The organism is Lentzea xinjiangensis (assembly GCF_900110955.1).
GTDB classification, from domain to species: Bacteria; Actinomycetota; Actinomycetes; order Mycobacteriales; family Pseudonocardiaceae; genus Lentzea; species Lentzea xinjiangensis.
Genome location: NZ_FOFR01000028.1, coordinates 1 through 26,068, shown reverse-complemented (window position 1 = coordinate 26,068; position 26,068 = coordinate 1). Strand labels below are relative to the sequence as shown.

At 71.3% G+C, this 26,068-nt stretch carries 24 protein-coding genes; 15 read left to right on the top strand and 9 right to left on the bottom strand.

The annotated features are described in order from the left end of the window. Positions 1-2: 2 nt before the first annotated feature. Together BMW88_RS43745 and BMW88_RS36895 are read right to left on the bottom strand one after the other, a co-directional pair. On the bottom strand, positions 3-743 hold the full coding sequence (locus BMW88_RS43745) for a hypothetical protein (RefSeq protein WP_089960478.1): 741 nt from the start codon (positions 741-743) through the stop codon (positions 3-5). A 108-nt stretch (positions 744-851) separates the two neighbouring features. Then, entirely contained in the window at positions 852-1,244 is a 393-nt protein-coding gene (locus BMW88_RS36895; protein ID WP_177221595.1) for an ATP-binding protein, read from the bottom strand. Between the two features lie 91 nt (positions 1,245-1,335). Between BMW88_RS36895 and BMW88_RS36890 the strand changes: the two genes are divergently transcribed. The 4 genes from BMW88_RS36890 (at position 1,336) to BMW88_RS36875 (ending at position 8,439) form a co-directional block, all read left to right on the top strand. Beyond that, the gene (locus BMW88_RS36890) at positions 1,336-2,619 is read left to right on the top strand and encodes a hemolysin family protein (RefSeq protein ID WP_089960472.1); all 1,284 of its coding nucleotides are present in this window, start codon (positions 1,336-1,338) and stop codon (positions 2,617-2,619) included. Positions 2,620-2,683: 64 nt separating this feature from the next. Further along, positions 2,684-3,622: a sigma-70 family RNA polymerase sigma factor gene (locus tag BMW88_RS36885; protein ID WP_089960469.1), complete on the top strand. Its 939-nt coding sequence runs from the start codon at positions 2,684-2,686 to the stop codon at positions 3,620-3,622. 166 nt (positions 3,623-3,788) lie between these two features. Then, positions 3,789-5,603, top strand: coding sequence for a S8 family peptidase (locus BMW88_RS36880; RefSeq protein WP_089960466.1), 1,815 nt, complete (start codon positions 3,789-3,791; stop codon positions 5,601-5,603). Positions 5,604-5,658: 55 nt separating this feature from the next. Next, positions 5,659-8,439 carry an AAA domain-containing protein gene (locus tag BMW88_RS36875; RefSeq protein WP_143116432.1) on the top strand — a complete coding sequence of 927 codons (2,781 nt, stop codon included), beginning with the start codon at positions 5,659-5,661 and terminating at the stop codon, positions 8,437-8,439. Here BMW88_RS36875 and BMW88_RS36870 read toward each other — a convergent pair. Both BMW88_RS36870 and BMW88_RS44195 read right to left on the bottom strand, forming a co-directional pair. Further along, on the bottom strand, positions 8,420-9,922 hold the full coding sequence (locus BMW88_RS36870) for an alpha/beta hydrolase (protein WP_089960460.1): 1,503 nt from the start codon (positions 9,920-9,922) through the stop codon (positions 8,420-8,422). The two genes, BMW88_RS36875 and BMW88_RS36870, sit on opposite strands and share 20 nt — an antisense overlap. Before the next feature lie 95 nt (positions 9,923-10,017). Further along, positions 10,018-10,152 (bottom strand): hypothetical protein, encoded by a 135-nt coding sequence (locus tag BMW88_RS44195; protein WP_281249501.1) that lies wholly within the window; start codon positions 10,150-10,152, stop codon positions 10,018-10,020. Positions 10,153-10,421: 269 nt separating this feature from the next. Here BMW88_RS44195 and BMW88_RS36865 point away from each other — a divergent pair, with 269 nt between their 5' ends. From BMW88_RS36865 to BMW88_RS36855, 3 genes are all read left to right on the top strand, one after another. Then, positions 10,422-11,405, top strand: coding sequence for a ribose-phosphate diphosphokinase (locus BMW88_RS36865; protein ID WP_089960647.1), 984 nt, complete (start codon positions 10,422-10,424; stop codon positions 11,403-11,405). Positions 11,406-11,572: 167 nt separating this feature from the next. Further along, a complete protein-coding gene (locus tag BMW88_RS36860; protein WP_089960458.1) occupies positions 11,573-12,202 on the top strand; it encodes a TetR/AcrR family transcriptional regulator in 630 nt (209 codons plus the stop codon). Next, positions 12,199-13,752: an MDR family MFS transporter gene (locus BMW88_RS36855; protein WP_089960456.1), complete on the top strand. Its 1,554-nt coding sequence runs from the start codon at positions 12,199-12,201 to the stop codon at positions 13,750-13,752. Before BMW88_RS36860 ends, BMW88_RS36855 begins: the two co-directional genes overlap by 4 nt. A gap of 79 nt (positions 13,753-13,831) precedes the next feature. On the opposite strand, the gene BMW88_RS36850 is transcribed toward BMW88_RS36855, so the two are convergent. The 3 genes from BMW88_RS36850 to BMW88_RS36840 are packed head-to-tail and all read right to left on the bottom strand — an operon-like array spanning position 13,832 to position 17,617. Further along, positions 13,832-15,277: an aldehyde dehydrogenase family protein gene (locus tag BMW88_RS36850; RefSeq protein WP_245778313.1), complete on the bottom strand. Its 1,446-nt coding sequence runs from the start codon at positions 15,275-15,277 to the stop codon at positions 13,832-13,834. A gap of 30 nt (positions 15,278-15,307) precedes the next feature. Continuing rightward, positions 15,308-16,069 (bottom strand): IclR family transcriptional regulator, encoded by a 762-nt coding sequence (locus tag BMW88_RS36845; RefSeq protein ID WP_089960454.1) that lies wholly within the window; start codon positions 16,067-16,069, stop codon positions 15,308-15,310. A 24-nt stretch (positions 16,070-16,093) separates the two neighbouring features. Next, positions 16,094-17,617, bottom strand: coding sequence for a hypothetical protein (locus BMW88_RS36840; RefSeq protein ID WP_089960452.1), 1,524 nt, complete (start codon positions 17,615-17,617; stop codon positions 16,094-16,096). 37 nt (positions 17,618-17,654) lie between these two features. Here BMW88_RS36840 and BMW88_RS36835 point away from each other — a divergent pair, with 37 nt between their 5' ends. The 5 genes from BMW88_RS36835 (at position 17,655) to BMW88_RS36825 (ending at position 20,358) form a co-directional block, all read left to right on the top strand. Then, complete coding sequence (locus BMW88_RS36835; RefSeq protein WP_089960450.1) at positions 17,655-18,398, top strand: phosphotransferase; 744 nt, start codon at positions 17,655-17,657, stop codon at positions 18,396-18,398. A gap of 22 nt (positions 18,399-18,420) precedes the next feature. Then, entirely contained in the window at positions 18,421-18,573 is a 153-nt protein-coding gene (locus BMW88_RS42480; protein ID WP_177221594.1) for a hypothetical protein, read from the top strand. A gap of 16 nt (positions 18,574-18,589) precedes the next feature. Then, positions 18,590-18,757, top strand: a complete 168-nt coding sequence (locus BMW88_RS42475; RefSeq protein ID WP_177221593.1) for a hypothetical protein — start codon at positions 18,590-18,592, stop codon at positions 18,755-18,757. Between the two features lie 22 nt (positions 18,758-18,779). Next, complete coding sequence (locus BMW88_RS36830) at positions 18,780-19,775, top strand: YdcF family protein (RefSeq protein ID WP_089960447.1); 996 nt, start codon at positions 18,780-18,782, stop codon at positions 19,773-19,775. 127 nt (positions 19,776-19,902) lie between these two features. Continuing rightward, positions 19,903-20,358 carry a DUF4396 domain-containing protein gene (locus BMW88_RS36825; protein ID WP_089960445.1) on the top strand — a complete coding sequence of 152 codons (456 nt, stop codon included), beginning with the start codon at positions 19,903-19,905 and terminating at the stop codon, positions 20,356-20,358. Positions 20,359-20,362: 4 nt separating this feature from the next. Here the strand turns inward: BMW88_RS36825 and BMW88_RS36820 are convergent, their stop codons facing one another. Beyond that, positions 20,363-20,809: a hypothetical protein gene (locus BMW88_RS36820; RefSeq protein ID WP_089960444.1), complete on the bottom strand. Its 447-nt coding sequence runs from the start codon at positions 20,807-20,809 to the stop codon at positions 20,363-20,365. A gap of 201 nt (positions 20,810-21,010) precedes the next feature. On the opposite strand from BMW88_RS36820, the gene BMW88_RS36815 reads away from it, so the two are divergent. Further along, positions 21,011-23,275 carry a glycosyl hydrolase family 18 protein gene (locus BMW88_RS36815; RefSeq protein ID WP_245778312.1) on the top strand — a complete coding sequence of 755 codons (2,265 nt, stop codon included), beginning with the start codon at positions 21,011-21,013 and terminating at the stop codon, positions 23,273-23,275. Between the two features lie 139 nt (positions 23,276-23,414). Here BMW88_RS36815 and BMW88_RS36810 read toward each other — a convergent pair whose 3' ends face one another. Next, the gene (locus tag BMW88_RS36810) at positions 23,415-23,996 is read right to left on the bottom strand and encodes a maltokinase N-terminal cap-like domain-containing protein (RefSeq protein WP_177221592.1); all 582 of its coding nucleotides are present in this window, start codon (positions 23,994-23,996) and stop codon (positions 23,415-23,417) included. A gap of 133 nt (positions 23,997-24,129) precedes the next feature. On the opposite strand from BMW88_RS36810, the gene BMW88_RS36805 reads away from it, so the two are divergent. Together BMW88_RS36805 and BMW88_RS36800 are read left to right on the top strand one after the other, a co-directional pair. Continuing rightward, entirely contained in the window at positions 24,130-24,564 is a 435-nt protein-coding gene (locus tag BMW88_RS36805; RefSeq protein WP_245778311.1) for a helix-turn-helix transcriptional regulator, read from the top strand. 10 nt (positions 24,565-24,574) lie between these two features. Continuing rightward, the gene (locus BMW88_RS36800) at positions 24,575-24,997 is read left to right on the top strand and encodes a VOC family protein (RefSeq protein WP_089960639.1); all 423 of its coding nucleotides are present in this window, start codon (positions 24,575-24,577) and stop codon (positions 24,995-24,997) included. The last annotated feature ends 1,071 nt before the right edge of the window (positions 24,998-26,068 follow it).

Sequence of the window (26,068 nt, the reverse complement as noted above, 5' to 3'; positions counted from 1 at the left end):
GCCTAGAACCACGCCAGCAGGATCGTGACGGCCACGACGAGGTCGAACACCCCGCAGAACTCCGACCACCAGCGCGGCACGACGGCGTTGCGCAGGTGGTGCACGAGGTCCCACCCGGCGTGCGCACCCCATCCGAGAGCGATCAGCAGCACCCCGAGGTCCGGGGACACCACGACCACGGCCGCCGCGAGCACCACGTAGACCCCGAGGACCGCGAGCTGCCGCCGCGGCGCCCGCCGGCCCCAGACCAGGTAAGCGGCCTGGCACAGCAGCAGCGTCCAGACAGGCGGAATGACAGGTGTCTGCCAGAAACCGAACGATGCCGCCAACGCGATGGCCATCGGCCAGCGGTCACCCAACGCCCGGATCACCGGATGGGTGCTCGGGGTTCCGTGCTCGTGCCGGTACCGGACCAGCACGGCGACCATGGCGGGCAGCATCAGCAGATGCCCGCCCATCTTCACCGCGTGGCCGTCCAGCACACCGAACCAGTACGGCACGAGCAGCACGAGGTACGGCACGAACATCGCCGCGCACATTTCGAGGATTCGGCCGTGACCGCGGTAGCGCATCCACAACGCCATCGGCACGGACATCGACACCGCCATCCACAGTGCCGCGAACTCGACCCGTTCGGGCTGCCACAGGGGCCCGAGCAGCGCCATCCCGATGAGCATCGCCACGAGCATCTCGGCTCCGTGGCGCACCAGCGGCCGGACCGCCGGAGAAACTGTCGTCGTCATGCATCGAGCGTCGGGGAAACGCCCGGCAAGACCCATCCGTGCGGTGTCATGACTTTGCTGTGCGAAACGCCCGGACGAGCCGGGTGTTCGATCACCTGGCGCCGATCGCTAGCTGGTGATCTCAGCCCACACGGTCTTGCCGCCGGTGAAGCCGAGGGTGCCCCAGCACCGGGAGAGCTGGGCGATCAGCAGGAGGCCGCGACCTCGTGAGTCGCCGAGCCGTGACTCGCCCAGGTTCGGCAGTTCCGCCGGTGTGTGGTCGTCGACCTCCACCCGGACGAAATCGGTATGTCGTTGCACCCGTACAGCTCTCGGTCCCTCAGCGTGCTCGTAGGCGTTGCTGGCCAGTTCTGTGCACACCAGTTGAACGTCGAGCTGGACGTCCTCGGAGAGATCGCTCAGCAGCTCCGTGGCCCACACCCGCAACGCCGCCAGGTCCGGCTGGTCCGGCAGGGGGTACCGGGTCCTCTCGGGGGCGCTGAGCACCTCGGGAGTGTCCATCTCCATCCACCCTCGTTCGACTGAGGCCTTCCTGGCTGCTCAAGATGGCCGTCAGGGTGCGAAATACCACTGTGCGTGCTACCCCAAACGTGTGGATGGCTTTGGCTTGGACCTCGCGCTCGTCGCGGTGCTGGTGCTGCTCAACGCGACGTTCGCGGGCAGCGAGATGGCGTTGGTGTCCCTGCGGGAAGGACAGCTCCGATCCCTGGAGCGGGAAGGGCGCCACGCGCTCGTCCGGCTGGCCAGGGATCCGAACCGGTACTTCGCGACCGTGCAGATCGGGATCACGCTCTCCGGGTTCCTCGCGTCGGCGACGGCGGCGGTGTCGCTCGCGCAGCCTCTCGTGCCGTTGCTGAGCTTCCTCGGCGGCGCGGCGAGCGGTGTCGCGATCGCGCTGGTGACGATCGTTCTCACGTTCTTCACGCTGGTCTTCGGGGAACTGGCGCCCAAGCGCCTCGCGATGCAGTACGCGGTGCGCTGGTCGAAGATCATCGCGCGGCCGCTGGACTTCCTGTCGATCGTGTCACGTCCGGTGGTGTGGCTGCTCAGCAAGGCGACCGATCTCGTGGTGCGGGTCCTCGGCGGTGACCCGGACGCCGACGAGGAGCAGATGTCGGCCGAGGAGCTGCGCGATCTCGTTGAGGTGCAACAACATCTGAACGCCGAGCAGCGCACCATCATGACCGGTGCGCTGGAGATCCACGAGCGCAAGCTGCGCGAGGTCCTGGTACCGCGCCGGCTCGTCACCGTCCTCGAATCAGGTTTGGACACCGCCACCGCGCGGGAAGTCTTGGCCAAGTCCGGACATTCGCGAGCACCCGTGACCAAGGACGGTCACCTCGACGACGTGATCGGCGTGGTGAACCTGCGCGATCTGCTCGACGACGCGGTGGCGCTCGCGGACGTGGCACGCACCCCGATGGTGCTGCCGGACTCGGTGCGCGTCACGGACGCGTTGCGCCGAATGAAAGCAGAGCACGAGCAGATGGCGCTGGTGGTCGACGAGCACGGCGCGGTCGGCGGCATCGTGACTCTGGAGGACCTGCTCGAGGAGATCGTCGGTGAGATCTACGACGAGACCGACGCCGACGTGGTGGCGGTGCGGGCCGAGCCGGACGGCTCGATCGAGCTGCCCGGCACGTTCCCGGTCCACGACCTGGCGGATGTCGGCGTCGAGCTGAAGGACGCCCCGCCCGGCCCGTACGCCACGATCGCCGGCCTGGTGCTGCTGGTCCTCGGCCGCATCCCCGAAGAACCGGGTGACGTGGTGGAGGTCTCCGGCTGGAGGATCGAGGTGCTGGCCGTGGAGCACCACGCCGTCACGCGGGTGAGGCTGAGGTCACAACGCGCCCCGCGGAATGACCAGGCCTTCTGAACCGTTACACCCAGTGCAGCCAGTTCGGCTGCCACTCCTGCCAACGGAAACGGGGGGATTTGTCATGCCTGCAGATCTGAAGAACCGCGCGTCCGGACAGCAGGACGCGGACCTGGTCGGCCAGTACCTGCGCGATGTCGGCGGCACGCCGCTGCTCACCGCGTCGGAGGAGGTCGACCTGGCCAAGCGCATCGAGGCGGGCGTCTACGCCGCCCACCTGCTGCGGACCGGTGCCACCCGCGGCGACGCCAGGCTGCTGCGCCGGGTCGTCGCCGACGGCGAGCGCGCCAAGGACCACATGATCCGCGCGAACCTGCGCCTGGTCGTGTCGGTCGCGAAGAAGCACTCGTTCCGCGGGCTGCCGTTCCTGGACGTCGTGCAGGAGGGCAACCTCGGCCTGATCCGGGCGGTCGAGAAGTTCGACTACGCCAAGGGCTACAAGTTCTCCACCTACGCGATGTGGTGGATCCGTCAGGCGATCGAGCGGGGTCTGGCCGAACAGACCCGCACGGTCCGCCTCCCGGTCCACGTCGTGGAGGAGGTCAACAAGCTCAAGAAGATCGGGCAGAAGCTCTCCGCGCAGTTCGGCCGCGAGGCGACCGTCGAGGAGATCGCCGCCGAGGCGAAGTGCTCGGTGGGCCGGGTCCAGGACCTGCGCGACGCCGCGCGCACGTGCGTGTCGCTGGAGACGCCGGTCGGCGACGAGGGCGACTCGGTGCTGGGCGACCTGATCCAGGACACCGACGGCGTCTCGGCACCGGACCTCGTGGAACGCCAGGAGTTCACCGAGGGCGTGCGGTCCCTGTTGGACGTCCTGCCCGAACGCCAGGGCCGGATCATGCGCCTGCGGTTCGGCCTGGAGGACGGGCGTGAGCGCACCCTCCAGGAGGTCGCGGAGGAGCTCGGCCTGACCCGCGAGCGGATCCGCCAGCTCGAGAAGCAGTCGCTCGCGGTGCTCAAGCAGTCCGGTCAGCAAGACGAGCTCTTCGCGCTCGCCGGCTGACAACAGTACGAAAGTCGCTTGTAGAGAGCGTTGTCCCAACTAAAGACTCATCACGTCCGCTGATCGGCGGGCTACCGCTGTTTCGCAACCGCGTGTGAACGCATCTGTTGGGCCGTCGAGGGCCGGCCCGCGTTCACACGCGGTTCCCTGCGATCAAGGAGCAGTGATGGGACAACGCACCCTGCGCACGCTCGGTGTGGCGGCGATCGCCGCCATGGGATCGGTGTTAGCGCTCCCACAGACTGTCGCCGCACAACCGGAGGGCCCGATCGTCGCGGAGAGCGCGCCGAACGCCGTCCAGGACAGCTACATCGTGGTGCTCAAGGACAACGCCGTGGCGCGGTCCGAGGTCGGCGGCCGTGCCGACGGCCTGCTCGGGCGCTACGGCGGCAAGGTCGGCTTCACCTACCGGGCCGCGTTCAAGGGCTTCTCGGCCACCATGTCGAAGCAGCAGGCCAAGCGCCTCGCCGCCGACCCGTCGGTGGCCTACGTGGAGCAGGACCGGACGGTGCAGGTCCTGGCCGACCAGCTCAACCCGCCGTCGTGGGGGCTCGACCGGGTCGACCAGGCCGACCTGCCGCTGAACAGCAAGTACAGCTACAGCACCGGCGCCGCGAACGTCACCGCGTACGTGATCGACACCGGCATCAACTACGACCACGCCGACTTCGGCGGGCGGGCGTCGTTCGGCTTCGACGCGTTCACCGACGGCCGCAACGGCAAGGACTGCCAGGGCCACGGCACGCACGTGGCGGGCACCGTCGGCGGCGCGGCCTACGGCGTGGCGAAGAACGTCAAGCTCAAGGCCGTCCGCGTGCTCAACTGCGCCGGCGGCGGCTCCGTCGCCACCGAGGCGGCGGGCGTCGACTGGGTCACCGCGAACGCGGTCCTCCCGGCCGTGGCGAACATGAGCCTCTACACCGGGACCGCGAACGAACCGAGCCGCGTGCTGGACGACGCCGTCCGCGCGTCCATCCGCGGCGGCGTCACCTACGTCGTGGCGGCGGGCAACTTCAACGACGACTCCTGCAAGTACTCACCGCAGCGCGTCACCGAGACGATCAACGTCATGGCGACCGCCCGCACGGACGCCCGCGCGTCCTTCTCGAGCTTCGGCACCTGCAGCGACCTGTTCGCACCGGGGCAGGACATCGTGTCCGCGTCCCACAGCAGCAACACCGGCTCGGCCACGATGAGCGGCACGTCGATGGCGTCCCCGCACGTCGCCGGCGCGGCCGCGCTGCACCTCGCGGACCACCCGGCCAAGACCCCGGCCGAGGTGCACGCCGCGATCCTCGCCCAGGCCACCCCCGGCAAGGTCACCAACCCCGGTGCCAACTCGGCGAACCTCCTGCTGCGCACCGGCACCGGCGGTGTCCCCGGCGTCTCGGTGACCAACCCCGGCAACCAGACGACGGCGCTCAACGGCACGGTGAACCTGCAGCTGTCCGCGTCCGGCGGCACCGCGCCGTACACGTGGACGGCCACCGGTCTGCCGACCGGTCTCTCGATCTCCGCGTCCGGGCTCGTCACCGGCACCGCCTCGGTCGCGGGCGCCTACACCGTGACCGCCACGGCCACCGCGTCCGCGGGCGGTTCGGGCAGCACCTCGTTCACGTGGACGGTCGGCGCGGCGTCGTGCGCCACCCAGACCAACGGCACGGACGTCGCGATCCCGGACAACTCGACGGTGACGAGCTCGATCACCGTCGCGGGCTGCACCGGCACCGCGTCGGCCACCGCCAAGGTCGAGGTGCACATCAAGCACACCTACCGCGGTGACCTGGTCGTCGACCTGGTGGCACCGGACGGGTCGGCCTACTCGCTGAGCAACCGGTCGGGAGGCAGCGCCGACAACATCGACCAGACCTACACCGTCAACCTGTCGTCGGAGACGCGCAACGGCACCTGGAACCTCAGGGTCCGTGACGCGGCCACCACCGATGTCGGCACCATCGACACGTGGAGCCTGACGCTCTGATCCTGTTGTGAGCGGCGTACATCGTGGCATCTGTCCTGATGGCACGATGTACGCCGTGAACGTTCCGGCCGTCCTGCGCACCCTCGCCCGGTTGAGCGCCGCGGAGCAGCCGCGGAAGGTGCAGCTCGACCTCACCAAGGCGGCCGGTCTGCTGTGGCTCGGTGATCACGAGCCGTCGTGGCGGGCCATCACCGCGCAGCAGGACGGCGAGCAGTGGCAACCGGTCACGTGGAGCGCGCCGAAGCAGGCGCGGGAGCAGGCCGCGCGCCTGGCCGCGTTCGACGCCCTGCACCGGGAGGACCGGCTGCTGCGGCTGGGCTGGGCGTTCCTCACCGGGCCCGCGCAGGTCGAGGGCCGGCGCCGGCGCGTGTGCCTGCCGTTGGTCTCCCGTCCCGTCCGGCTGCACAAGGGGATCGGGTCCGGCTACGCCTTCCACGTCGCCGGTGACGCGGGCGTGTTCCCGTTGGTCGGCGACTGGACGAAGGCCGCCGAGCGGGAGGCCGCGCTCACGCCGACCGAGGAGTGGATCACCGAGACGCTGCGGCTCGCCGGCTTCGCGGACGTCCCGGTCGTCCGCGCGGACCCCTGGCCCCTGATCTCCGGCGATGAACTGGTCGTGGCGGTGGGCGCGGGGCTGCACGCGGGTGAGGCCGTCGTGACGACCGAGCAGGGCGCGGCGCTGTACGAGTGGGCGGCGTCGGCCGGCGTCGAGGACACCGCCCTCGCCGCCCTGTACGGAGCCGGCGCGGAACCCGCCGGCCCGGACGAGCCGATCAGCTCGCCGTTGCCGCTCAGCCACAGCCAGCGACGAGCCGTCGAGCACGCACGCCGTGCACGGATCACCGTCGTCGGCGGGCCGCCGGGCTCCGGCAAGACCCACACCCTGGCCGCGCTCGCACTCGACGCGGTGGCGGCGGGGAAGTCCGTGCTGCTCGCGAGCCGCACGCGCAACGCCGCCGACGTGCTCGGCGCCGCGCTGCGCCGGGCGGGTGGCCCGGTGCCGGTGCTGTTCGGCGACTCCGAGCTGCGCCAGGAGATGGCACGTGAGCTGAGCGACGGACTCGACGCCACCGCCGAGCACGACCGGCTGGAGGAACTGCGGAGAGCCCGGAGCGCGGCGGCCGCGGCTGTCGCACGGATCGAGACTGCGGTCGTGTCGGCGCTGAACGACGAAATGCTCGCCGCGGAGGCCGTGAGACACCAGGCGTTGATGGCCATGCATCGCGCGGTGGCACCCAAAGCGTTCGACGCGGGCGTGGATTTCCCTCGGCTGAAGGAACTCCTCCAGCCGCGCACTGGGTTCCTCAGTGGACTGCGCACGCGCCGGGCGCTGAACAAGGTCCGCAAGCACACCGGAGCGCACGAGGCCTCCCCGGAAGACCTGACCGCCGCGGTGCTCGCGGCCGAGCAGACCGCGGCCGCCGTCCGGCTCGGGGCGAGCGGCGGGACGGCGTTCGGCGAGCTGCGGTCGTTGCTGGCCGAGCAGGACGAAGCGAGCCGCGCGGCGACGGCCGCCTGGCTCGCGGAGCACGCGGTCAGCCGCAGGGGACCGGGCGCGCGCCGCGCGGTGGCGGCGCTGGCGAAGGCGCTGAGGTCAGGTCGGGCGGCCCGGCGGCGCGGGCTGGCGGAGGTCGACAGCGCGGATCTCGTGGCGGCACTGCCGCTGTGGGTCGGCACGCTGTCCGATGTGGAGGACATCCTGCCGCCGGTGCCGGGCATGTTCGACCTCGTGGTCGTCGACGAGGCCAGTCACGTCGACCAGCCGCTGGCCGCGCCCGCCCTGCTGCGCGGGCGTTCCGCGGTGATCGGCGGTGACCCGCGGCAGCTCCGCCACGTGTCGTTCGTGAGCGAGGAGACCGTGCGAGCGGCGGTGGAGGCGGAGGGCGTACCGGAGCTGCGCGACCGGCTGGACGTGCCGAAGGTGAGCCTGTTCGACGCGGCGGCCGCGACCGCGGGCGTGCACTGGCTCGACGAGCACCACCGCTGCGCGCCGCACCTCATCGGGTTCGCCGCCGAGAAGTTCTACGAGGGCAGGATGGCGCTGCTGACCACGCACCCGGCGATCGCGGACGCCGACTGCATCGACACCGAGCACGTCGCCGGGGAACGGACGCGGACGGGCGTCAACCGGACCGAGGTCGACGCCGTGCTCGCCCATGTGCGGCAACGGATCGCGGCGGGCGTGCGGTCGATCGGTGTCGTGACGCCGTTCCGCGCGCAGGCCGACGCCGTGGAGGCAGCGCTGCTGGAAGAGCTGGCGCTGGACGAGATCACCGCCGGTGGTGTCCGCGTCGGCACGGTGCACGGCGTGCAGGGCAGCGAGTTCGACGAGGTCGTGATCAGCCTCGCCGCCGACGCCAAGCCGGGCGCGTGGCGGTTCGTGAACGACCGCAACCTGTTCGCGGTGCTCACCACCCGCGCCCGCCGGCACGTGCACGTGATCACGTCGGTGCCGCGGCCGCCCGGCCTGGCCGGCGAGTACCTGCGGCACGCCGGAACCGCGCCCACCGAGACCGCCGGCGCCGAACCCGGCGACGCCTGGACCGCCCGGCTCGCCGAGGAGCTGAGGACCGCCGGGCTGACCGTGCGCACGGGCTACCCGGTGGGGCGGTGGAGGGTGGACCTCGTCGTCGGCGAGAAGGACGAGGCCGTGGCGGTGGAGACGCGCCCGCACCCGGACGGGGCATCAGCGCACCTGGGCCGCTGGCGTGCGCTCACCCACGCGGGGTGGCGCGTGCACGACGCGTTCGGCAGCCGGTTCGGCGACGACCCCGCGCGTGCGGCGCTGGAGCTGGTCCGGGAGCTGGCTCCCGGCGTCACCTCCGCGCGGGCGTGAACAACGGCTCGGCGGCCGCCACGCCGGGCAGGAACGGGTTCGGGTTCGCCGGGCACACCGTGCCGACCGGCGGCAGTGTTCCGTTGAGCAGGTAGGCGTTCGTGTGGTCGGTCGCGCACTTGCTCAGGCCGTACGCCGAGTGTCCCCAACCCGCATAAGCCAGCAGACGGCTTCCCGCGAGCTGCCGGTTCACGGCCTGCGCGCCGCGGAAGTCGGTGATGCCGTCGAAGTGGTTGCCCACCACCAGAACCGGCGCGCTGGTGCGGGTGCGCCAGCCACCGGTGTGGCGGTCGGGGTTGACCGGCCAGTCCGCGCAGGCCGCGTTGCCCCACCACCACGCCGGGCCGAACTCCGAACCGGCTGCGGCGTAACGGGAGATCGCCTGGTACGAGCGGAAGTCGCGGGGGAACTCGATGTCCGCGCACACGTTGCCGTTGTAGGCGTCGAACCCGTTGGGGTAGTCCGGTTCCGCCGCGGCGGACACCCCCGGGGTGGCGAGCCCGGCCGCGGCGTCGGAGAGCCGGTCGAAGAGCTCGGCGGCGGCCGGCCAGTCGTCCGGCGAGTACATGGCGCCGATCGCCGCGGCGATCACGGCGTCGTAGGTGTAGGTCTGGTCACCGAGCCGGATCGGCCGGGCGCGCACCGAGCCGAGCAGTGCGGTCCAGCGCTCCTGCGGCCGCGGCCCGAAGGCGCACGCCGCCTCCTCGCAGGTGCGGAGGAACTCGCGGAACTCCTCCGCGGTGGCGATCCGGTCGGACTCGACCTGGCGGCCGCTCGACCACAGCTCGGGGTCGAGCACGCCGTCGACGACGAGCGCGCGGATGTTGTCCGGGAACAGGTTCGCGTAGGTGGTGCCGAGGAACGAGCCGTACGAGAAGCCCAGGTAGCTGATCTTCCGGTCACCGACGGCGCGGCGCAGCAGGTCCATGTCCCGTGCGACGTCCGCGGTGCTCATGTGCCGCGCGATCCTCTGGTCGTCGCGGCACTCCGGGCCCAGCGACCGGTACTTGTGGAAGAACGGCCGCTCCTGCTCCGCCTGGTACGGGAAGGCGGGGACACCCGCGAAGAACTCGTCCCGCTCGGCCTCGTCGGCGAAGCAGTGCAGCGGGTCGGACCTGCCGACGCCGCGCGGGTCGAACCCGACGATGTCGAACCGGCCGTGCAGGTTGGCCGACAGCGCGTCGCCGGCGCGCAGGGCGAAGCCGACGCCGGAACCACCGGGCCCGCCGGGGTTGAGGAACAGCGAGCCGATCCGGCGCGCCCGGTCGGTCGCGGGCTTGCGCGCCAGCGCCACGGTGGTGGTGGCGCCACGCGGGTCGTCGTGGTCGAGCGGCACCCGCACCGAGGCGCACTCGAAGCCGGGGTGTTCCGGTCCGCACGCCGCCCAGGCGATCCTCGGGACCGCGGCACCTCCCGAGGCCTGTGCGGCGGCCGTGCCGGTGATCACGAGCGCGGCCGCGGCGGCCAGTGCGGTGAAACGCATTGACGAACTCCCCCTCCGGTTCGCAGAGGGGCCATTCCTACCCGTCCGGGGTAGGGCTCGTCGACCGCCGAAAGACGGGTCCGGCCGATCGGAGGTCAATCCGGCCGTAGCTGCTTCTGGCGCACTCCCAGCCGGTCGGCGATCTGGTCGTGGATGGGGGTGTTCATCACGATCGGGCTCGTGGGTGGGGCTTGCGGTGTCGGTCCGGGCGTCTCCTGGGTTTCCGGCATGCGAGGAGAGTAGGCACGGTCATAGAGGCTTCAGGCGCGTCGATCAAGAAATCACACTCGACATACCCCAAGAGGTGAATGCAGTGGCCTCGACCTTTACCGAGCGTGCAGCTCCGCCCCTGGTACAGGGCCACCTGTGGGTGGCCTCGATGGGGTTAATCCGAATGGACGGTGACGGCGAATTCCCGTCGGCGGACGTGCTGTTTGCGTGTTCTCGCGGCAATGCTGAACGATCGGGTCTTCTCGCCGGGCGGAGGGGGAGCGTGACGATGGTCAGCGGCAGAACCGGTGTCGCCACGCGGGAGCTCGTCCTGCTCACCGGCAGGGGGCACCCGGAGCTGGCGCGGTCCGTCGCGGAGGAGCTCGGCGTCGCGGTGACCCCGCAGGCCGCGTACGACTTCGCGAACGGGGAGGTCTTCGTCCGGTTCGAGGAGTCCGTGCGCGGCGCGGACGCGTTCGTCGTGCAAAGCCACAGCGCGCCCGTCAACGACCGGCTGGTGGAGCTCCTGCTGATGGTCGACGCGGCGAAGCGGGCCTCGGCCAAGCGCATCACCGCTGTCGTCCCGGCGTTCCCGTACGCGCGGCAGGACCGCAAGTACGCCGGGCGCGAGCCCGTGTCGGCACGGCTCGTCGCCGGCCTGCTCAAGACCGCCGGCGCGGACCGGATCGTCACCGTCGACCTGCACACCGCGCAGGCGCAGGGGTTCTTCGACGGCCCGGTCGACCACCTGCACGCCATGTGGCTGCTCACCGGCCACGTCCGCGCGAGGTACCGCGGTGAGGGCCTCACGATCGTCTCGCCGGACGCCGGTCGCACCCGGCTCGCCGAGAAGTGGGCGGACCTCCTCGGCGGCTGCCCGATCGCGTTCCTGCACAAGACCCGCGATTCCCTGCGTCCCAACGAGGTCACGGCGAACCGGGTCGTCGGCGACGTCGCGGGCCGGATGTGCGTGGTGGTCGACGACATGATCGACACGGCCTTGGCGAGCACGACGGCGGCGCGGGAGCTGCTGGAACAGGGCGCCAAGGACGTCGTCCTCGTCGCCACGCACGGCGTGCTGTCCGGTGACGCGTGCGAGCGGCTCGTCGCGAGCGAAGCGCGCGAGGTGGTCCTCACCGACGCGCTGCCGATCCCGCACGAGCGGCGGTTCCCCGGGATGGCGGTGCTCGGCATCGCCCCGCTGCTGGCGCGCGCGATCCAGGAGGTGTTCGAGGACGGCTCGGTCACCGGCCTGTTCGACGGCAACGCCTGAGCCGGAAGCCCGCCCGTCCGTGGTGCCGTGGGCATGGGCGACGGGGTGCGGCACGACGTTGTCATGGCCGGCGGCCGGAGACGCCCTGGTCGTAGCCGTTCCCGGAGAGGCGCAGTTCACACGCTGCAAACTTGCAGTGACTGCAAAAAAATCCGTACCCTGGCGTCGTGAACCAGCCGGGGGAGAGCCTGCGCGACCGCAAGAAGCGCCGCACGCGTGCCGCGCTCGAGCGGGCGACCCTGCGCCTCTCCGCCGAGAGGGGCTACGACCACGTCACCGTGGAGGAGATCGCCGCCGAGGCCGACGTCTCGGTGCGCACCTTCTTCAACTACTTCGCGAGCAAGGACGAGGCGCTGATCGGCGCGGACCCCGAGGCGGGCCCGCGCATGGCCGAGCGCATCCTCGCCGCCGGGGACGAGGTCACGCCGTTCGAGGCGTACCGGCGGTCGGTGCTCGCCGAGATCACCGACGAGCTGAACAGCGCGCGCGACCTGTGGCTGCTGCGCAAGGACGTCCTGATGCAGCGGCCGGACCTGCTGGTCCGCGCGTTCGCCAGCAGCGCGGAGTCCGAGCAGCTGCTCGCGGACGCGGTCGCGCGCCGGGCGGGACTCCCCGAGTCGCACCTGTACCCGCGGCTGCTGGTCGCCGCCGGGAGCGCGGCGTTCCGCTGCGCGGTCACCCGCTGGGCGCTCGACGACGACGTCGCGCTCGGGTCGCTGGTCGGCGAGGCGCTCGAGCTGTTCGCCGCCGGGCTGGCTCACGTGCCGCCGCACCACCACGAAGGGGGAACCTCATGACAGCGCAAGCAGAAGCGACACCGGTCCACAGCAAACGCGACGTCGTCCAGGCCATGTGGGGCCTGATGCTCGGCATGTTCGTCTCGATCCTGGCCAGCACCGTCGTGTCGAACGCCCTGCCGCGGATCGTCGCCGAGCTGAAGGGCTCGCAGTCGATCTTCGCGTGGATCGTGACGGCCGAGCTGCTCGCCATGACCGCGACCGTGCCGTTGTGGGGCAAGCTCGCCGACCTCTACAGCCGCAAGCTGCTGATCCAGGCGTCGCTCAGCCTGTTCGTGGTGGGGTCGCTGATCGCGGGCTTCTCCCAGAACGTCGAGATGCTCATCGTCAGCCGCGTGGTGCAGGGCCTGGGCGCCGGTGGCGTCACGGCGCTCGCGACCATCGTGATGGCCGCGATGATCCCGCCGCGGGAGCTCGGCAAGTACTCCGGCATGTTCGGCGCGGTGTTCGGCGTCGGCACCGTCGCGGGCCCGCTGATCGGCGGTGTGCTCGTCGACACCTCGTGGCTCGGCTGGCGCTGGTGCTTCTTCATCGGCATCCCGTTCACCCTCGCCGCGATCTACATGCTCCAGCGCACCCTGCGCCTGCCGGTCGTGCGCAAGGAGGACACCAAGATCGACTACCTGGGCGCGTTCCTGATCGTGTCCGGTGTCTCGACGCTGCTCATCTGGTCCTCGCTCGCCGGCCAGAAGTTCGCCTGGTGGTCGGGCTGGACCGCGGGCCTCGTGTCGCTCGGAGTCCTGCTGCTGGTCGCCGCCGTCCGCGTCGAGGCCACGGCGCACGACCCGATCGTGCCGCTGTCGATCTTCCGCAACCGCACCGTCTCGCTGACGACCGTCGCCAGCGCACTGGTGGGTGTCGCGATGTTCGGCGGCACGGTGTTCCTCTCGCAGTACTTCCAGCTCTCGCTCGGCAAGACGCCGACCCAGGCCGGTCTGCTGGGCCTGCCGCTGATCTTCGGCCTGCTCATCTCGTCCACGGTGGCCGGTCAGCTGATCACGAAGTTCGGCAAGTGGAAGGCCTTCCTGGTCTCCGGTGGCGTGGTCATGGTCGGCGGCATGCTGCTGCTGTCCACGATCACCGCCCAGACCACGGTGTTCATGGTGTCCGTGCACATGTTCGTGCTCGGCGTCGGCGTCGGCCTGATGATGCAGAACCTCGTGCTGGCCGCGCAGAACGACGTGCCGGCCAAGGACCTCGGCGCCACCACGTCCACGCTGACGTTCTTCCGCTCGCTCGGCGGTGCGATCGGCGTGTCGGCGCTGGGCGCGGTGCTGGCCAACAAGGTCTCGTCGCTCACGGCCGAGAAGTTCGGCGCGCTGGGCGGCGGCGACGCCGGTGCTCACCAGGTGCCGGACATCTCGGTGCTGCCGCCGGAGGTCAAGGCCGTGATCGCCGAGATCTACGCGACGGCGACCGCGGAGATCTTCCTGGTGGGCGTGCCGTTCGCGGTGCTCGCGCTGCTGGCGGTGGTGTTCATCAAGGAGAAGCCGCTCAAGGAGCAGAGCGGTGACGACAGGCTGGCTGCGGAGCTGGCCGCGGGCCACTGATCGTCGTTCGTCTGCTGCGGACCCCCGGCCGCCGCCGGGGGTCCGCTTCGTCTTCCGGTCGTCCGGATCGAGTGCGGGGCTAGAACGGGAAGTGGCCGGGCCGGCTCGCCACCGTCACCCAGCGCGTCGCGGAGAACGCCTCGATGCCCCACCGGCCGCCGAACCTGCCGTACCCGCTGGCCTTCACGCCACCGAACGGCGCCTGCGGCTCGTCGTCCACGGTCTGGTTGCCGACGTGCACGATGCCGGTGCGGATGCGTTGCGCGAGAGCGAGGCCCCGCCGTGAGTCCTCGGTCATGATGCCCGCGGTGAGGCCGTGCTCGGTGTCGTTCGCGACGGCCACGGCCTCGTCGTCGTCCGCGACGGGAACGACGATCACAGCCGGCCCGAAGATCTCCTCCCGGAAGATGCGCATCCGCGGCGTCACGCCGTCCAGCACGGTCGCACTCCCGGCACCGCCAGCCCGCACGGTCGCGCCTTGGCCGACCGCCTCGGTGACCAGGTCCCGGACGCGGTCGGCGGAGCGCTGGTTGATCACCGGCCCGATCACGGTGCCGGGATCGGACGGGTCGCCGTGCGGCAGCGACGAGACCTTGGCGGCGAGCTTCGCCGTGAACTCCTCGGCCACCGACCGGTGCACCAGCACGCGGTCGGTCGACATGCAGATCTGCCCGGCGTTGTGGAAGGCCCCGAACGTCGCCGCGTCGACGGCGTGGTCGAGATCGGCGTCGTCGAGGACCAGCAACGAGTTCTTGCCGCCGAGCTCCAGCACGGCGGGCTTGAGGTGCCGCGCCGCGAGCGTGCCGATGATCCGCCCGACCCCGGTGGACCCGGTGAAGTTCACCGCCCGCACCCGCGGGTCGGTGACCAGCGCCTCCGCGACGCCGGCGGCGTCCTCCGGCGCGTTCGTCACGACGTTGAGCACCCCCGCCGGCAACCCGGCCTCGTGCAGCACGTCGGCGATCAGCAGCCCGGCCGAGATCGGCGCGTCCTCGCTGGGCTTGAGCACGACGGTGTTCCCGGCGGCGATCGGCGCGGCGACCGCCCGCACGCCGAGGATGACCGGCGCGTTCCACGGCGAGAACGCCGCGACGACCCCGAGTGGCTCCCGGACCGCGAGCGAGAGCTGCCCCGGCGTCTCCGTCGTCAGCACCTCCCCGACGGGCTGGGTGACCGCGGCGGCCGCCTCGCGCAGCACGTTGGCCGCCAGCGCGACGTTGAACCCGGCCCACCCGCCGACACCGCCGACCTCGTGCGCCATCAGTGCGACGACCTCGGCCGCCCTGGCCTCGAGCACGTCCGCCGCCTTGAGCAGGACCCGCCGCCGGGCCGACGGCGAGGACGCCGACCACTCCGCGAAGGCATCCTGCGCCGCGTCGACGGCACGGGTGACGTCCGCAGCGCCGCCGGCGGCGACCACGGCGTACGCCTCGCCCGTGTAGGGGTTGAGGTCAACGGTCGTGCGGCCGTCGAGCGCCGGAACACTCCCACCGCCGATGAAGAGCTGACGAATTTCGCTTGCCACGGTGGGAGAGTCAAACGGCACGCGGCGCGCTCATCCAACCCCGGCTTCCGGTGGGTGGAAACCGGGCCCGAGCGACCGGCCGATCCCGCGCGCCGCCACCTGCAACGCCGCGACCAGCCGCACCCGCACGTTGCGCAGGTCCGGCACCACGATCCCCAGCGCCGCGACCACGTGCCCGTCCACCTCGACCGGCACCGCCACACTGCACGCCCCGAGTGTCATCTCCTCGAACGTCTGCGCGTACCCGTCCCGCCGAATGCGGTGCAACTGCGCCCGCAGCCGTCCAGGCTCCGTGACCGTGTACGCCGTGACCCGCGTCAGCCCGTGCGCCAACACCTCCTCCTGCACCTCCGACGGCGCGTGCGCGAGCAACACCTTCCCGACCCCGGTCGAATGCAAGGGCAGCCGACTGCCCGTGGTGCTCACAATCGGCACCGAGGCGTGCCCGGACACCCGGTCGAGGTAGAGGACCTCGGTGCCCTCCCGCACCGCCAGGTGCACCACGGCCCTGGTCGCGGCGTGCAGGTCGTGCAGGAACGGTTCCGCGACCCGGCTCAGGTCGACCTCACCCGCCGCCAGCAGCCCGAGCCGCCAGATCCGCCGCCCGATCACGTACTCGCCGGACTCCACCCGCCGCACCGCGCCCCACGTCTCCAGCTCGGCCAGCAACCGGTGCGCGGTGCTGATCGGCAACCCGCTGCGCCGCGCGATGCCGCTGAGCGTCTGGCGGCGGTGGCTGGTGTCGAAGGTGCCGAGCAGCGAGAGCAGCCTGGCGGAGACGGTGGCGGTCATGGGCGAATTCTGCCTCGCGACGACTCAGCCGGTGAGGTGCACCGGCACCTCGCGGTCACCCAGCACGACCGTGCACGATCCGTCGACCTGCGGATATCCGGCGCACACCGCGGACGCCGCGAGCGCGAGGCCACCCGTGACCCGGCGCGGGCCGTCCCAGTCGCGGTGCAGGACCAGATCGCCGGCCGCGGCGACGCGAGCGGCGGGGTGCTCGGCGAACACCCGCCCGGCCCACTCTTCGAAGTCGTCGGTGACGCCGAGGATCACCGCGGCCCCGCGGACGAGGGCCGCGTCGAAGCAGTCCTCGTCGGCCGCGATGTGCTGATCTGCCGCACCGGTTTCCGGCAACGAGGCAGAGAAGCGTTGCATCCCAACGGTTTTGTCATCCAGAGCCGTGATGATCACGCGGTGCGCCCCGACGTGCCGGGTCTCCGGCACCGGATCGCCGACGTGACCGGCGGGAGCCGGAGCGCCACCGGGGTCGAGCTCGATCAGCGAGTACAGCACCGATCGCAGACCGGGCGCGTCCCCGGCGAACACCTCGTCCGCGATGGCCCGCAACGGCGCGGTGTCCTGCCTCGACGCGGCCTGGACCTGGCCGAGCAGCGGCCCGTGCCCGAGCCGGGGAGCCCGGGCGCCGAGCGAGGCCATCGGGGTGTCCTCGACGACTTCCGCCGACCCGAACGCGGCCAGCAGCACCGGCAGGCCGATGGCGGCGGCGTAGAGGCTCACCGACCCGTGGTCGCCGATGAGCAGGTCGGCCGCGACGAGCGCCGCCCGCCAGCCCTCCTCCGGCGGGATGACGAGAAGACCGGCGTCCATCGCGGCCCCGAGCCAGCCGCGCACGGCGAACCTGCTGTGCGCGAACCAGATGTTGGGATGCAGCACGAGCGCGACCTGGTACTCGTCGCGCGGCAGCGCGGCCAGCAGTTCCAGGGCCAGCCCGGGGGCCCGGCCGAATGCCGACGCCCTGCCCCAGGTCGAGCTGAGCACGACCAGCCGTTGCCCCGTGTTGCCCAGCGCGCGGCGGTACCGGGCGCGGTGGGGCAGGCTCGCCCTCAGCCGGTCGAGGCAGACGTCGCGGGCCACCACGGCTCGCGGCAGTGCGGCCGGGAACGCGGCGGCGAGCTGGTCGAGCTGGGAGCGGTGCGAGAGGACGATCGCGCGGGGCGAGGAGCCGAAGCGGTACCCCGAGATCCTGCGCGTGCCCTTGGCGTACTTGTGGTGGCCCGCGCCGTGGGGGAGGAGCAGCAACGGTGCGCTCAGCTCGTGCAGGGCGCCGTTCTCGCTGGCGGAGATCGCGAGGTCGAAAGTCCCGCGGACGGCCTCGTCCCACGGCAGCACGTGACCGCCGTTGTCCTCGATGAACTTCGTGACGCCCGCGGTGAACGCCGAGGAGCGCTCGAACGTGAACACGACCTGCACCCGCGGGTCACCGCGCACCAGTTCGAGCACGTCGAGCAGCCGGGTCGCGGTGGTGACGGTGCGGACGACCGCCAGGACGACGCGCTCGCAGCGAACAGTGGTCCACAGATCGTCGCCGGGCACGGTTCCCGATCTTAGGAGTGCTGACGACACTGGAGCCATGACCTACCTCGGAGAGGGCTGGGACACCACCGCCGTCCTGGTGGCCGGCCACTGGGTCGAACGCCGCCCGCGCCGCCCCGCGGTGGAGCCGCAGCTCCGGCGCGAGACGGTGGTCATGCCGTGGCTCGCCCCGAGGCTGCCGCTGCCCGTCCCGATCCCGGTGATCGCCTCCGGGAACCCGCTCGTGGTGCGTCACGAACTGGTCCCGGGCGACGAGGTCACCACGCCGACCGCGACGCAGGGCCGGCAGCTCGGCGAGTTCCTGCGGGCCCTGCACGCGGCACCCGTGGCCGAAGCCGGGCGACGAGGCGTGGGACCGGCGGCACTCCCGGTGCAGCGGTTCCGCGAGGAGGTCCTCCCGCACGCGCCCGGCGGCGAGGGGCTGCTCGCCGCGCTCGGCGGGCTGCCCGCGGACACGCTCGTCCACGGCGACATCGGCCCCGAGCACGTGCTCGGGCGCGACGGCGTGCTGACCGGGGTGATCGACTTCGGTGACCTCCACGTCGGGGACGCGGCCGTCGACCTGGCCTGGGCGTTGCACTCGGCACCACCGGAGTTCGCCGACGCGGTCGCGTCGGCTTACGGGGTGACCGACGAGCTGCGGGAGCGGGCGCTGGTCTGGCACCGGCTCGGGCCGTGGCACGAGGTCCTGCACGGCAACGACGTCGGTGATCGGCGGATGGCGGAGGTTGGGCTGGCTGGAGTACTGCGCCGGCTCCGCGACGGGGTATCCCCGCGCTAACAGCCACTGTCAGGAGGACGAGATGCCCTGGGTTCGCCGTCACCGCCGCAGCGCGCCGTTCAGCTTCTTCCGCACCACGACGGTCCGCAGCCACTACCGCAGGCCCGCGACCGGCGCGCTGATCCCCATCCTCATCGCGATCGCCGTGATCGTGCTGCTCATCGCCGTGTTCTGAGGGTAGCCTCGCGGGCATGGGACAGTTGGGTGAGTTGTTCCCGGGCCGCAAGGTCCGCAGCGAGGCCGCGGACGCCGGTACCGGTGAGGACTACGAGGAGACCGGTCCGCTCGACCTGACGACGGGCGCGGTGCGGTTGAGGCCGCGCCCGAAGCCCGCTCCGGAGCCCGAGAGCACCGGCTGATCGCCGGTACTACCCTTGGCCGGTGCTCGCCGCCCTGCTCTTCCTCATCCCCGCCACGTTCTTCTGCTACGGGGTGGTGCGTGACCGCCGCAGGCTGAGCAACGCCGTCTGGCTCGGCGTCTCGCTGGTGATGCTGCTGCTCCTGCTGGCCGAGGCCGGGCAGGACAACCCGGCGGTGAGCCTGCCGCTGCTGCTCGCGTTCGTGCTCGCCGTGCTCGGCCTGATGCTCCTCCCGCTCGCGTTGCTGGCCAACGGACTGGTCATGCTCCGCAGGGAGGGCAGGTCGCTCGGCAACCTGCTGTCGCTGCTCGCGGGCCTCGCCCTGCTCGGCGAGATGGTCTACTTCGCCTGGGGCATCAGCCAGCCCAGCGACTGGATCCGCGGCAGCGCGATCGGGCTGTTCCTGGTGTCGGCCTACATCGCCTTCCTGTTCGTCAGCCTGCTGCTCTACTCGGTCATCTACGGCCGCACCGGCCGCCGCCACGGCTTCGACGGCATCGTGGTGCTCGGCGCCGGGCTCGTCGGGTCCAGCGTGCCGCCGCTGCTCGCGAACCGGCTCGACCGCGCGTTGCGGCTCTACCGGCGCGACCGCGAGGCGGGGCGGTCACCGGTGATCGTCGTGTCGGGCGGGCGGGGCGCCGACGAGGAGGTCTCCGAGGCGTTCGCGATGCGGGAGTACCTGCTCGCCGCCGGTGTGCCCGCCGAGGACGTCGTGCTCGAGGACCAGGCGACCACGACCGAGGAGAACCTCCGCTACAGCAAGGCTTTGCTCGCCGAACGCGGCCTCAACGGCCGGGTCGTCGCCGTCACGAACAACTACCACGTCTTCCGCACCGCCGTGCTCTCGCGCAAGCAGGGCCTGCGGTTGCAGGTGATCGGCGCGCCGACGGCGTGGTACTTCGTGCCCAGCGCGTTCCTGCGGGAGTTCGTGGCGCTGCTCGTCCGCAACCCCGTCGTGCACGGCCTGGCCTGCGCGACGCTGATGGCGGGCGGCCTCGCCCTGACCCAGGTCAACTGACCCAGGTCAACTGACCGGCGTCCACTTCGGTCCGGCCCCACGAAGCGGGGTGCTCAGACGGGGGACGACGCCTTGCACCGGATACCCCCTGGGGGTATGGTCGGCTCGACCTCGGAAGGAGGACGAGATGAACCACGCACCTGTGAGCCTGACCAGGCAGGCGATCTCGGCGACGCTGCACTGCCTCACCGGCTGTGCGATCGGCGAGGTGCTCGGCATGGTCATCGGCACGGCGCTGGGCTGGAGCGACCTCGCCACGATCGCGCTCGCCGTGGCGCTCGCGTTCGTGTTCGGCTACGCGCTGACGATCCGGCCGGTGCTGAAGTCGGGCCTCGCGTTCAGAGCGGCCGTCGGCGTGGCGCTCGCGGCGGACACCGTCTCGATCGCGGTGATGGAGGTCGTCGACAACGCGGTGATGCTGCTCGTGCCGGGCGCCATGGACGCGGGCCTGGCGAACTGGGTGTTCTGGGCGGCGCTGGCGTTCGCGCTGGCCGTCGCGTTCGTGGTGACGGTGCCGGTGAACCGCTGGATGATCGCGCGCGGGAAGGGCCACGCGGTCGTCCACCAGCACCACCACCACTGACGGGCTAGGCGCGGGTGAAGCGCATGACCCAGTTCTCCTCCCAGGTCTGACCGCCGTCGTGGGAGAACTGCTGCCGCCAGACGGGCGCGTCGCCGGCCGTCCAGTCGAAGCGGACCCGCACCGCCTGCCCGCCCACCACGTCGTCGCCGGAGAACACGCCGTGCCCGCCGGTGAACCGGCCCTCCAGTGGCGGGTCGAGCTTGCCGGGGGCACGGCTCGAAGCCCACCAGATGCGCCAGACGCCGTCGGCCGGGTCGTACTGCCGCAGGGTCATGCCCTCCCAGCCGGCGGCGCGGATCGTGTCGACGTTCGCCGCGCCGCCCAGCACCGGCCGGACCTCGGCCCGCGCGTCGAACTCGACCCACTCGGCGCCGCGCCCGGCGATGTCGGCGATTTTGCGGTTGGCCACGTGCCAGGTGCCGTGGAGGAAGTCGAAGTCGTTCTCGCTCATGACGGGAACCTAGATCGGTACCACTGACACCTGGTGTCAGTGGCGGACCTGCGGTCCTCGGCGCCGAAGCCTTGACGTAAAGGTCTGGACCATTTTACGGTTCTGGCAGTGGGCCGCCGCCCCAGCCAGGAGGTCCCTCCCTTGCGCCTGCTCGCCAGAGTGGTCCCGGTGCTAGCCCTGCTAGCCGGGACCGTGATAGCCGTGACCAACGCCCCGACCGCCGCCGCGGCCCACGAGGACTGCCGCCCGGACGGGCTGTACCGCACGCCGGGTGTCGAGGTGCCCTACTGCACCGTCTACGACACCGCCGGCCGCGAGACGATGGGGGAGAAGTCCCGCCGGGTGATCGGGTACTTCACCAGCTGGCGCACCGGCAAGAACGGCCAGCCGGGGTACCTCGCCAAGGACATCCCCTGGACCAAGGTCACGCACCTCAACTACGCGTTCGCGCACATCGACGCCCAGAACAAGATCTCGGTCGGCGCGGCCGGCGCGAACAACGCGTCCACCGGCATGGAGTGGCCGGGCGTGCCCGGCGCCGAGATGGACCCGTCGCTGCCCTACAAGGGGCACTTCAACCAGCTCACGAAGTTCAAGAAGCAGCACCCCGGCGTCAAGACGCTGATCTCCGTCGGCGGCTGGGCGGAGACGGGTGGCTTCCCCAACCCCGACGGCACGCGCAACGCCTCGGGCGGCTTCTACAAGCTCGGCCAGAACCAGGCGGCGATCGACACGTTCGCCGACAGCGTCGTCGCCTTCCTGCGCCAGTACGGCTTCAACGGCGCCGACATCGACTACGAGTACGCGACGTCGAACAACCACGCCGGCAACCCCGACGACTTCTGGATCTCCAACGCCAACCGCGGCACGCTGTGGGCCGGCTACCAGGCGATCATGAAGACGCTGCGCGAGAAGCTCGACCGCGCGGGCGCCGCCGACGGCAAGCACTACCTGCTGACCGCCGCCGTGCCGGCCTCCGGCTGGCTGCTGCGCGGCCAGGAGACCTACCAGGTCGTCAAGTACCTCGACTACCTCAACGTCATGAGCTACGACCTGCACGGCTCGTGGAACCACTTCGTCGGCCCGAACGCCGCGCTCTACGACGACGGCAAGGACGGTGAGCTCGCGGCCGGCGGCGTCTACACAGCGCCGCAGTACGAGGGCATGGGTTACCTGAACACCGACTGGGCGTACCACTACTACCGCGGCGCGATGCAGGCCGGGCGCATCAACATCGGCGTGCCGTTCTACTCCCGCGGCTGGCAGGGCGTCACCGGCGGCACCAACGGGTTGTGGGGCAAGGCCGCGCTGCCCGACCAGTCGAAGTGCCCGCCCGGCACCGGCTCGGCCGTCGGCTCGACCACGCCGTGCGGCAACGGCGCGTCCGGCGTCGACAACCTCTGGCACGACGTCACCGCGGGCGGCGCCGAAGTGCCGTCCGGCGTGAACCCGTTGTGGCACACCAAGAACCTCGAAGCGAAGATCACCGGCTCGTACAGCTCCCAGTACGGCCTCGACCCCGTCAACGACCCGGCCGACCGTCTCACCGGCACGTACGCGCCGCACTACGACTCGACGCTGAAGTCCCCGTGGCTGTGGAACGACACCAAGAAGGTGTTCCTCTCCACCGAGACCGAGCAGTCCATGGCCGAGAAGGCCAAGTACGTGCGGGACAAGGGCCTCGGCGGCATCATGATCTGGGAGCTCGCCGGCGACTACCGCTTCGACTCCGCGAAGAACGAGTACTTCATCGGCGACACGCTGCTGTCGACGATCGACGCCGGCCTCAACGGCGCCGCGCCCTACGGGGCGTCGAAGGCGTCGGCCCCGCAGGCGCAGGCGCTGGCGGTCGACGTGGACGTCCACGGCTTCGCGTTGGGCGACAACAACTACCCGATCACGCCGAAGATCAAGTTCACCAACCGCTCCCAGGTGACCATCCCCGGCGGCACGAAGATCGCGTTCGACTACGGCACCAGCGCACCCGGCAGCATGGCCGACCAGTCCGGCTTCGGGCTGCGGATCGTGTCGAAGGGACACAGCGGCCCCAACGCGGGCGGCCTGAAGGGCGACTTCCACAAGGCGGAGCTCACCCTGCCGTCGTGGCAGTCGCTCGCTCCGGGCGCGTCGATCGAGGTCACCGTCAGCTACCAGCTGCCGATCTCGACGCCGTCGAACTTCGTGTTCACCTTCGGCGGCCAGTCCTACGCGATCACGGCCGACCACCCGCGCGTCGGCGGCGGCAACCCGCCGACCTCCACGACCACGACCACGACGACCGCGACGACCACGACGACCACTCCGCCGGCGTGCTCGGTGCCGGCGTGGGAGCGGACCAAGGTCTACAACAACGGCAACGAGGTGGCGCACAACAGCCGCAAGTGGCGCGCCCAGTGGTGGACGCAGGGCGAGGAGCCCGGCACCACCGGTGAGTGGGGCGTCTGGCGCGACCAGGGCGCCTGCTGAGCAGAGCGCCGTGAAGTCGCGTCCGCGGCTCGCGTGACCTGACAGCGCCATGAACGTGGAGGCCTCGTCGGGGTGGATCCGATCACCGCACCGGAACCCACCGCGGCGAGGCCTCCACGCGTGAGCGCACGCCCTGCGCTCAGGTCGCGGAACTCCGGCTGACCGCCTTGACGATGGCGAGGCATCCGCTGACCGGGGACGTGTCCGGCCCATCGGGACACCAGGCCCCCACCAGCAGCCCGGCGAAGCCCGGCGCCGGACCGGGAGACCCCGGCCCCAGCACCCGCACCAGCTCCACCCGCACCTCGCGCGGCCACGGTCCCGGCGCGAGCCGCTCGCCCCGCGCCAGAGCAGGCCCCACGCCCTTGCGGCCGCCCGGCTCGGAAGCTCCTCCGGTGCGCACCAGGTCCAGCACGCACGCGCGCCACACCGGATCGGCCTCGGCGTCGTAGATCCACCGGGTGCCCAGCACGCTGTGCTCGGCGGTGGCGACCAGCGCGTCCGGCCCCACCTCCGCCAGGGGAGCACCCCGGTAGGTCATCGGGACCTGGTAGAGCACCCCTCCGCCCGCCACGAGGTGCGTCTCGACGCCGACCTCACCGGCGGGATCCTCGAAGCGGAAGAACCCGACCGGCGTCAGAGCCGGCACCCCCGTGCCCCGGTACCACGGCTGCCGCGCCACCCACGGCGCCAGGAACTCGCGAAAACCCGGCGTCAGCATCGCCCCAGCATGAATTCCCACCACAGGACGACACGCTATCCAGCCGTGCAGCCTCGAAGGAGCAGAACCGGCGGCCGATCCCTGCGGCAGCCGTGTCAGGACTTCGTCAGGTCCGGGCTTTACGCTGGCAGCCGTGACCGCCGAAGACCCGCGCCTGCAGGAGCTGGTCCTGCTCCGCAAGGTCCGCGACCGCATCGACCGCGAGTACCGCCAGCCGCTCGACGTGGCCGCACTGGCCCGCGGCGTCCACCTGTCCGCGGGCCACCTCTCCCGCGCCTTCCGCGCGGCCTTCGGCGAGTCGCCCTACAGCTACCTGATGACCCGCCGCATCGAACGCGCCATGGCGCTGCTGCGCCGAGGCGACCTGTCCGTCACCGACGTCTGCTTCGAAGTCGGCTGCACCTCGCTCGGCACGTTCAGCACCCGCTTCTCCGAACTGGTCGGCATGTCACCGAGCCAGTACCGCAAACAGGCGGCCACCGACGGCCAGGGCATCCCCAACTGCCTGGCCAAGGCCGTGCTGAGGCCGATCAGGAATCGAGAAGCGGCAACCGGTCCCGCCGATTAGGTTGACCGCCATGTCAGTCATCATCGCCGCCGCGTTCCTGCCGGCCGACGACCCCGAGAAGTCCCTGCGCTTCTTCCGCGACGCACTGGGCTTCGAGGTCCGCCAGGACGTGGGCCAGGGCACCATGCGCTGGATCACCGTGGGCCCACCCGCCCAGCCGGACACCTCGGTCGTCCTGCACCCACCCGCCGCCGACCCCGGCGTGAGCGAAGAGGAACGCCGCACCATCGCCGTGCTCATGGCCAAGGGCGTCTACACGGCGCTCTCGCTCGCCTCGAAGGACCTGCAGGGCACGTTCGACCGGGCCAGGGCCTGGGTCGAGGCGGAGGGGGAGGGTGAGGTGCTGCAGGAGCCGGAGGACCAGCCTTGGGGGGTTCGGGACTGCGCGTTCCGGGATCCGGCGGGGAACCTGGTCCGGGTCAACCAGCTCTGACAGTGGTGCTGGGGTGGCCTCGGGATCTGGCCGGCGTTGCGGGGCCGGGGTCGTGAGGTTCTTGATCGCGAGTTGTCCACAGGCTGGCGAGGCTGTGAGCTGGGGTTATCCGGATTCGGCTAGCCTGTGGACAGAGCGGGAACCGAATCGGAGGTTGCCGCGTTGCGTCAGGAGGAATCGCGCGGGGGAGCAGTGGGGACCGCGGTGGTCGTTCGGTCACGGTGGGGACCGCGGTGGTCGTTCGGTCACGGTGAGGTGTTGCCGGCTTGCTTCGACGATCGGCTCGCTGCTTCGGCTGTAGCGCCGTCGGCGCCTGCGGCTGTCGCTAGCCGCGCGGAGCTGGTGGTACGCAGAGCCGGCCGTCTTCTTGTGGCCGTCGCGCAGCGCGGATGACCCTGAGCGTCTGCTCGGCGCGTCTGCTCGGCGTCGCCTCGACTTGGGCTGCGGACGGGTCCGTTGGTGGGGTGCCCGGCGTGGCGGTGGACGGCGCTCGGTCGGGCAGCGGAACCGGGCCGTCCCCGACGGCCGCATGCAGCAAGGTGTGGTGCAGAGGTCCGTGCTGTCAGCGGCGTGCGGAGGGAGACCGCAGGCCGTGGTCAGCCCGTGTGGTCGCGCGTACCGCCGGAGTGGGTCGAGCGGGTCGAGATCGCGTCCATCCACAAGCGAGTGTCGCGGTCCGCGACGGTGTTGCTGAAGCGCTGGTTGTCGGGGCTTTGGGTACGGCGCTGTGTACGCGGGCCGCTGTCGTGTGCGCGAGCCGCCGTTGCCCCACCTGAGTCGCCGCCGTTGCCCCACTTGAGCCTGACGTCGCTTACGCAAGCCGCCGTCGGGAACTTGAGCCGCTATCGCCCAGGCGAGGCTCCGTCGTCCGGGAGAGGACGCTGTCGCGCACCTAAGCCGCTGTCGCGGACCCGAAGCCGCCGTTGCCCATGCGAGCCTGTTGTCGTACACCTGGGCCACCGTCGCCCATCCGCATCGCCGTGGCCTACCCGAGCCGCCGTGGCCTACCCGAGCCGCCGTGGCCTACCCGAGCCGCCGTGGCCTACCCGAGCCGCCGTGGCCTACCCGAGC

What these genes read in the sequence shown, in the direction of transcription:
- BMW88_RS36885 (WP_089960469.1), top strand. Translation starts at nt 2,684, where the DNA reads ATGCCTGCAGATCTGAAGAACCGCGCGTCCGGACAGCAGGACGCGGAC.
- BMW88_RS36865 (WP_089960647.1), top strand. Translation starts at nt 10,422, where the DNA reads ATGGTCAGCGGCAGAACCGGTGTCGCCACGCGGGAGCTCGTCCTGCTC.
- BMW88_RS42475 (WP_177221593.1), top strand. Translation starts at nt 18,590, where the DNA reads ATGGGACAGTTGGGTGAGTTGTTCCCGGGCCGCAAGGTCCGCAGCGAG.
- BMW88_RS36855 (WP_089960456.1), top strand. Translation starts at nt 12,199, where the DNA reads ATGACAGCGCAAGCAGAAGCGACACCGGTCCACAGCAAACGCGACGTC.
- BMW88_RS36835 (WP_089960450.1), top strand. Translation starts at nt 17,655, where the DNA reads ATGACCTACCTCGGAGAGGGCTGGGACACCACCGCCGTCCTGGTGGCC.
- BMW88_RS36825 (WP_089960445.1), top strand. Translation starts at nt 19,903, where the DNA reads ATGAACCACGCACCTGTGAGCCTGACCAGGCAGGCGATCTCGGCGACG.
- BMW88_RS43745 (WP_089960478.1), bottom strand. Translation starts at nt 743, where the DNA reads ATGACGACGACAGTTTCTCCGGCGGTCCGGCCGCTGGTGCGCCACGGA.
- BMW88_RS42480 (WP_177221594.1), top strand. Translation starts at nt 18,421, where the DNA reads ATGCCCTGGGTTCGCCGTCACCGCCGCAGCGCGCCGTTCAGCTTCTTC.
- BMW88_RS36880 (WP_089960466.1), top strand. Translation starts at nt 3,789, where the DNA reads ATGGGACAACGCACCCTGCGCACGCTCGGTGTGGCGGCGATCGCCGCC.
- BMW88_RS44195 (WP_281249501.1), bottom strand. Translation starts at nt 10,152, where the DNA reads ATGCCGGAAACCCAGGAGACGCCCGGACCGACACCGCAAGCCCCACCC.
- BMW88_RS36895 (WP_177221595.1), bottom strand. Translation starts at nt 1,244, where the DNA reads ATGGACACTCCCGAGGTGCTCAGCGCCCCCGAGAGGACCCGGTACCCC.
- BMW88_RS36845 (WP_089960454.1), bottom strand. Translation starts at nt 16,069, where the DNA reads ATGACCGCCACCGTCTCCGCCAGGCTGCTCTCGCTGCTCGGCACCTTC.
- BMW88_RS36810 (WP_177221592.1), bottom strand. Translation starts at nt 23,996, where the DNA reads ATGCTGACGCCGGGTTTTCGCGAGTTCCTGGCGCCGTGGGTGGCGCGG.
- BMW88_RS36870 (WP_089960460.1), bottom strand. Translation starts at nt 9,922, where the DNA reads ATGCGTTTCACCGCACTGGCCGCCGCGGCCGCGCTCGTGATCACCGGC.
- BMW88_RS36800 (WP_089960639.1), top strand. Translation starts at nt 24,575, where the DNA reads ATGTCAGTCATCATCGCCGCCGCGTTCCTGCCGGCCGACGACCCCGAG.
- BMW88_RS36820 (WP_089960444.1), bottom strand. Translation starts at nt 20,809, where the DNA reads ATGAGCGAGAACGACTTCGACTTCCTCCACGGCACCTGGCACGTGGCC.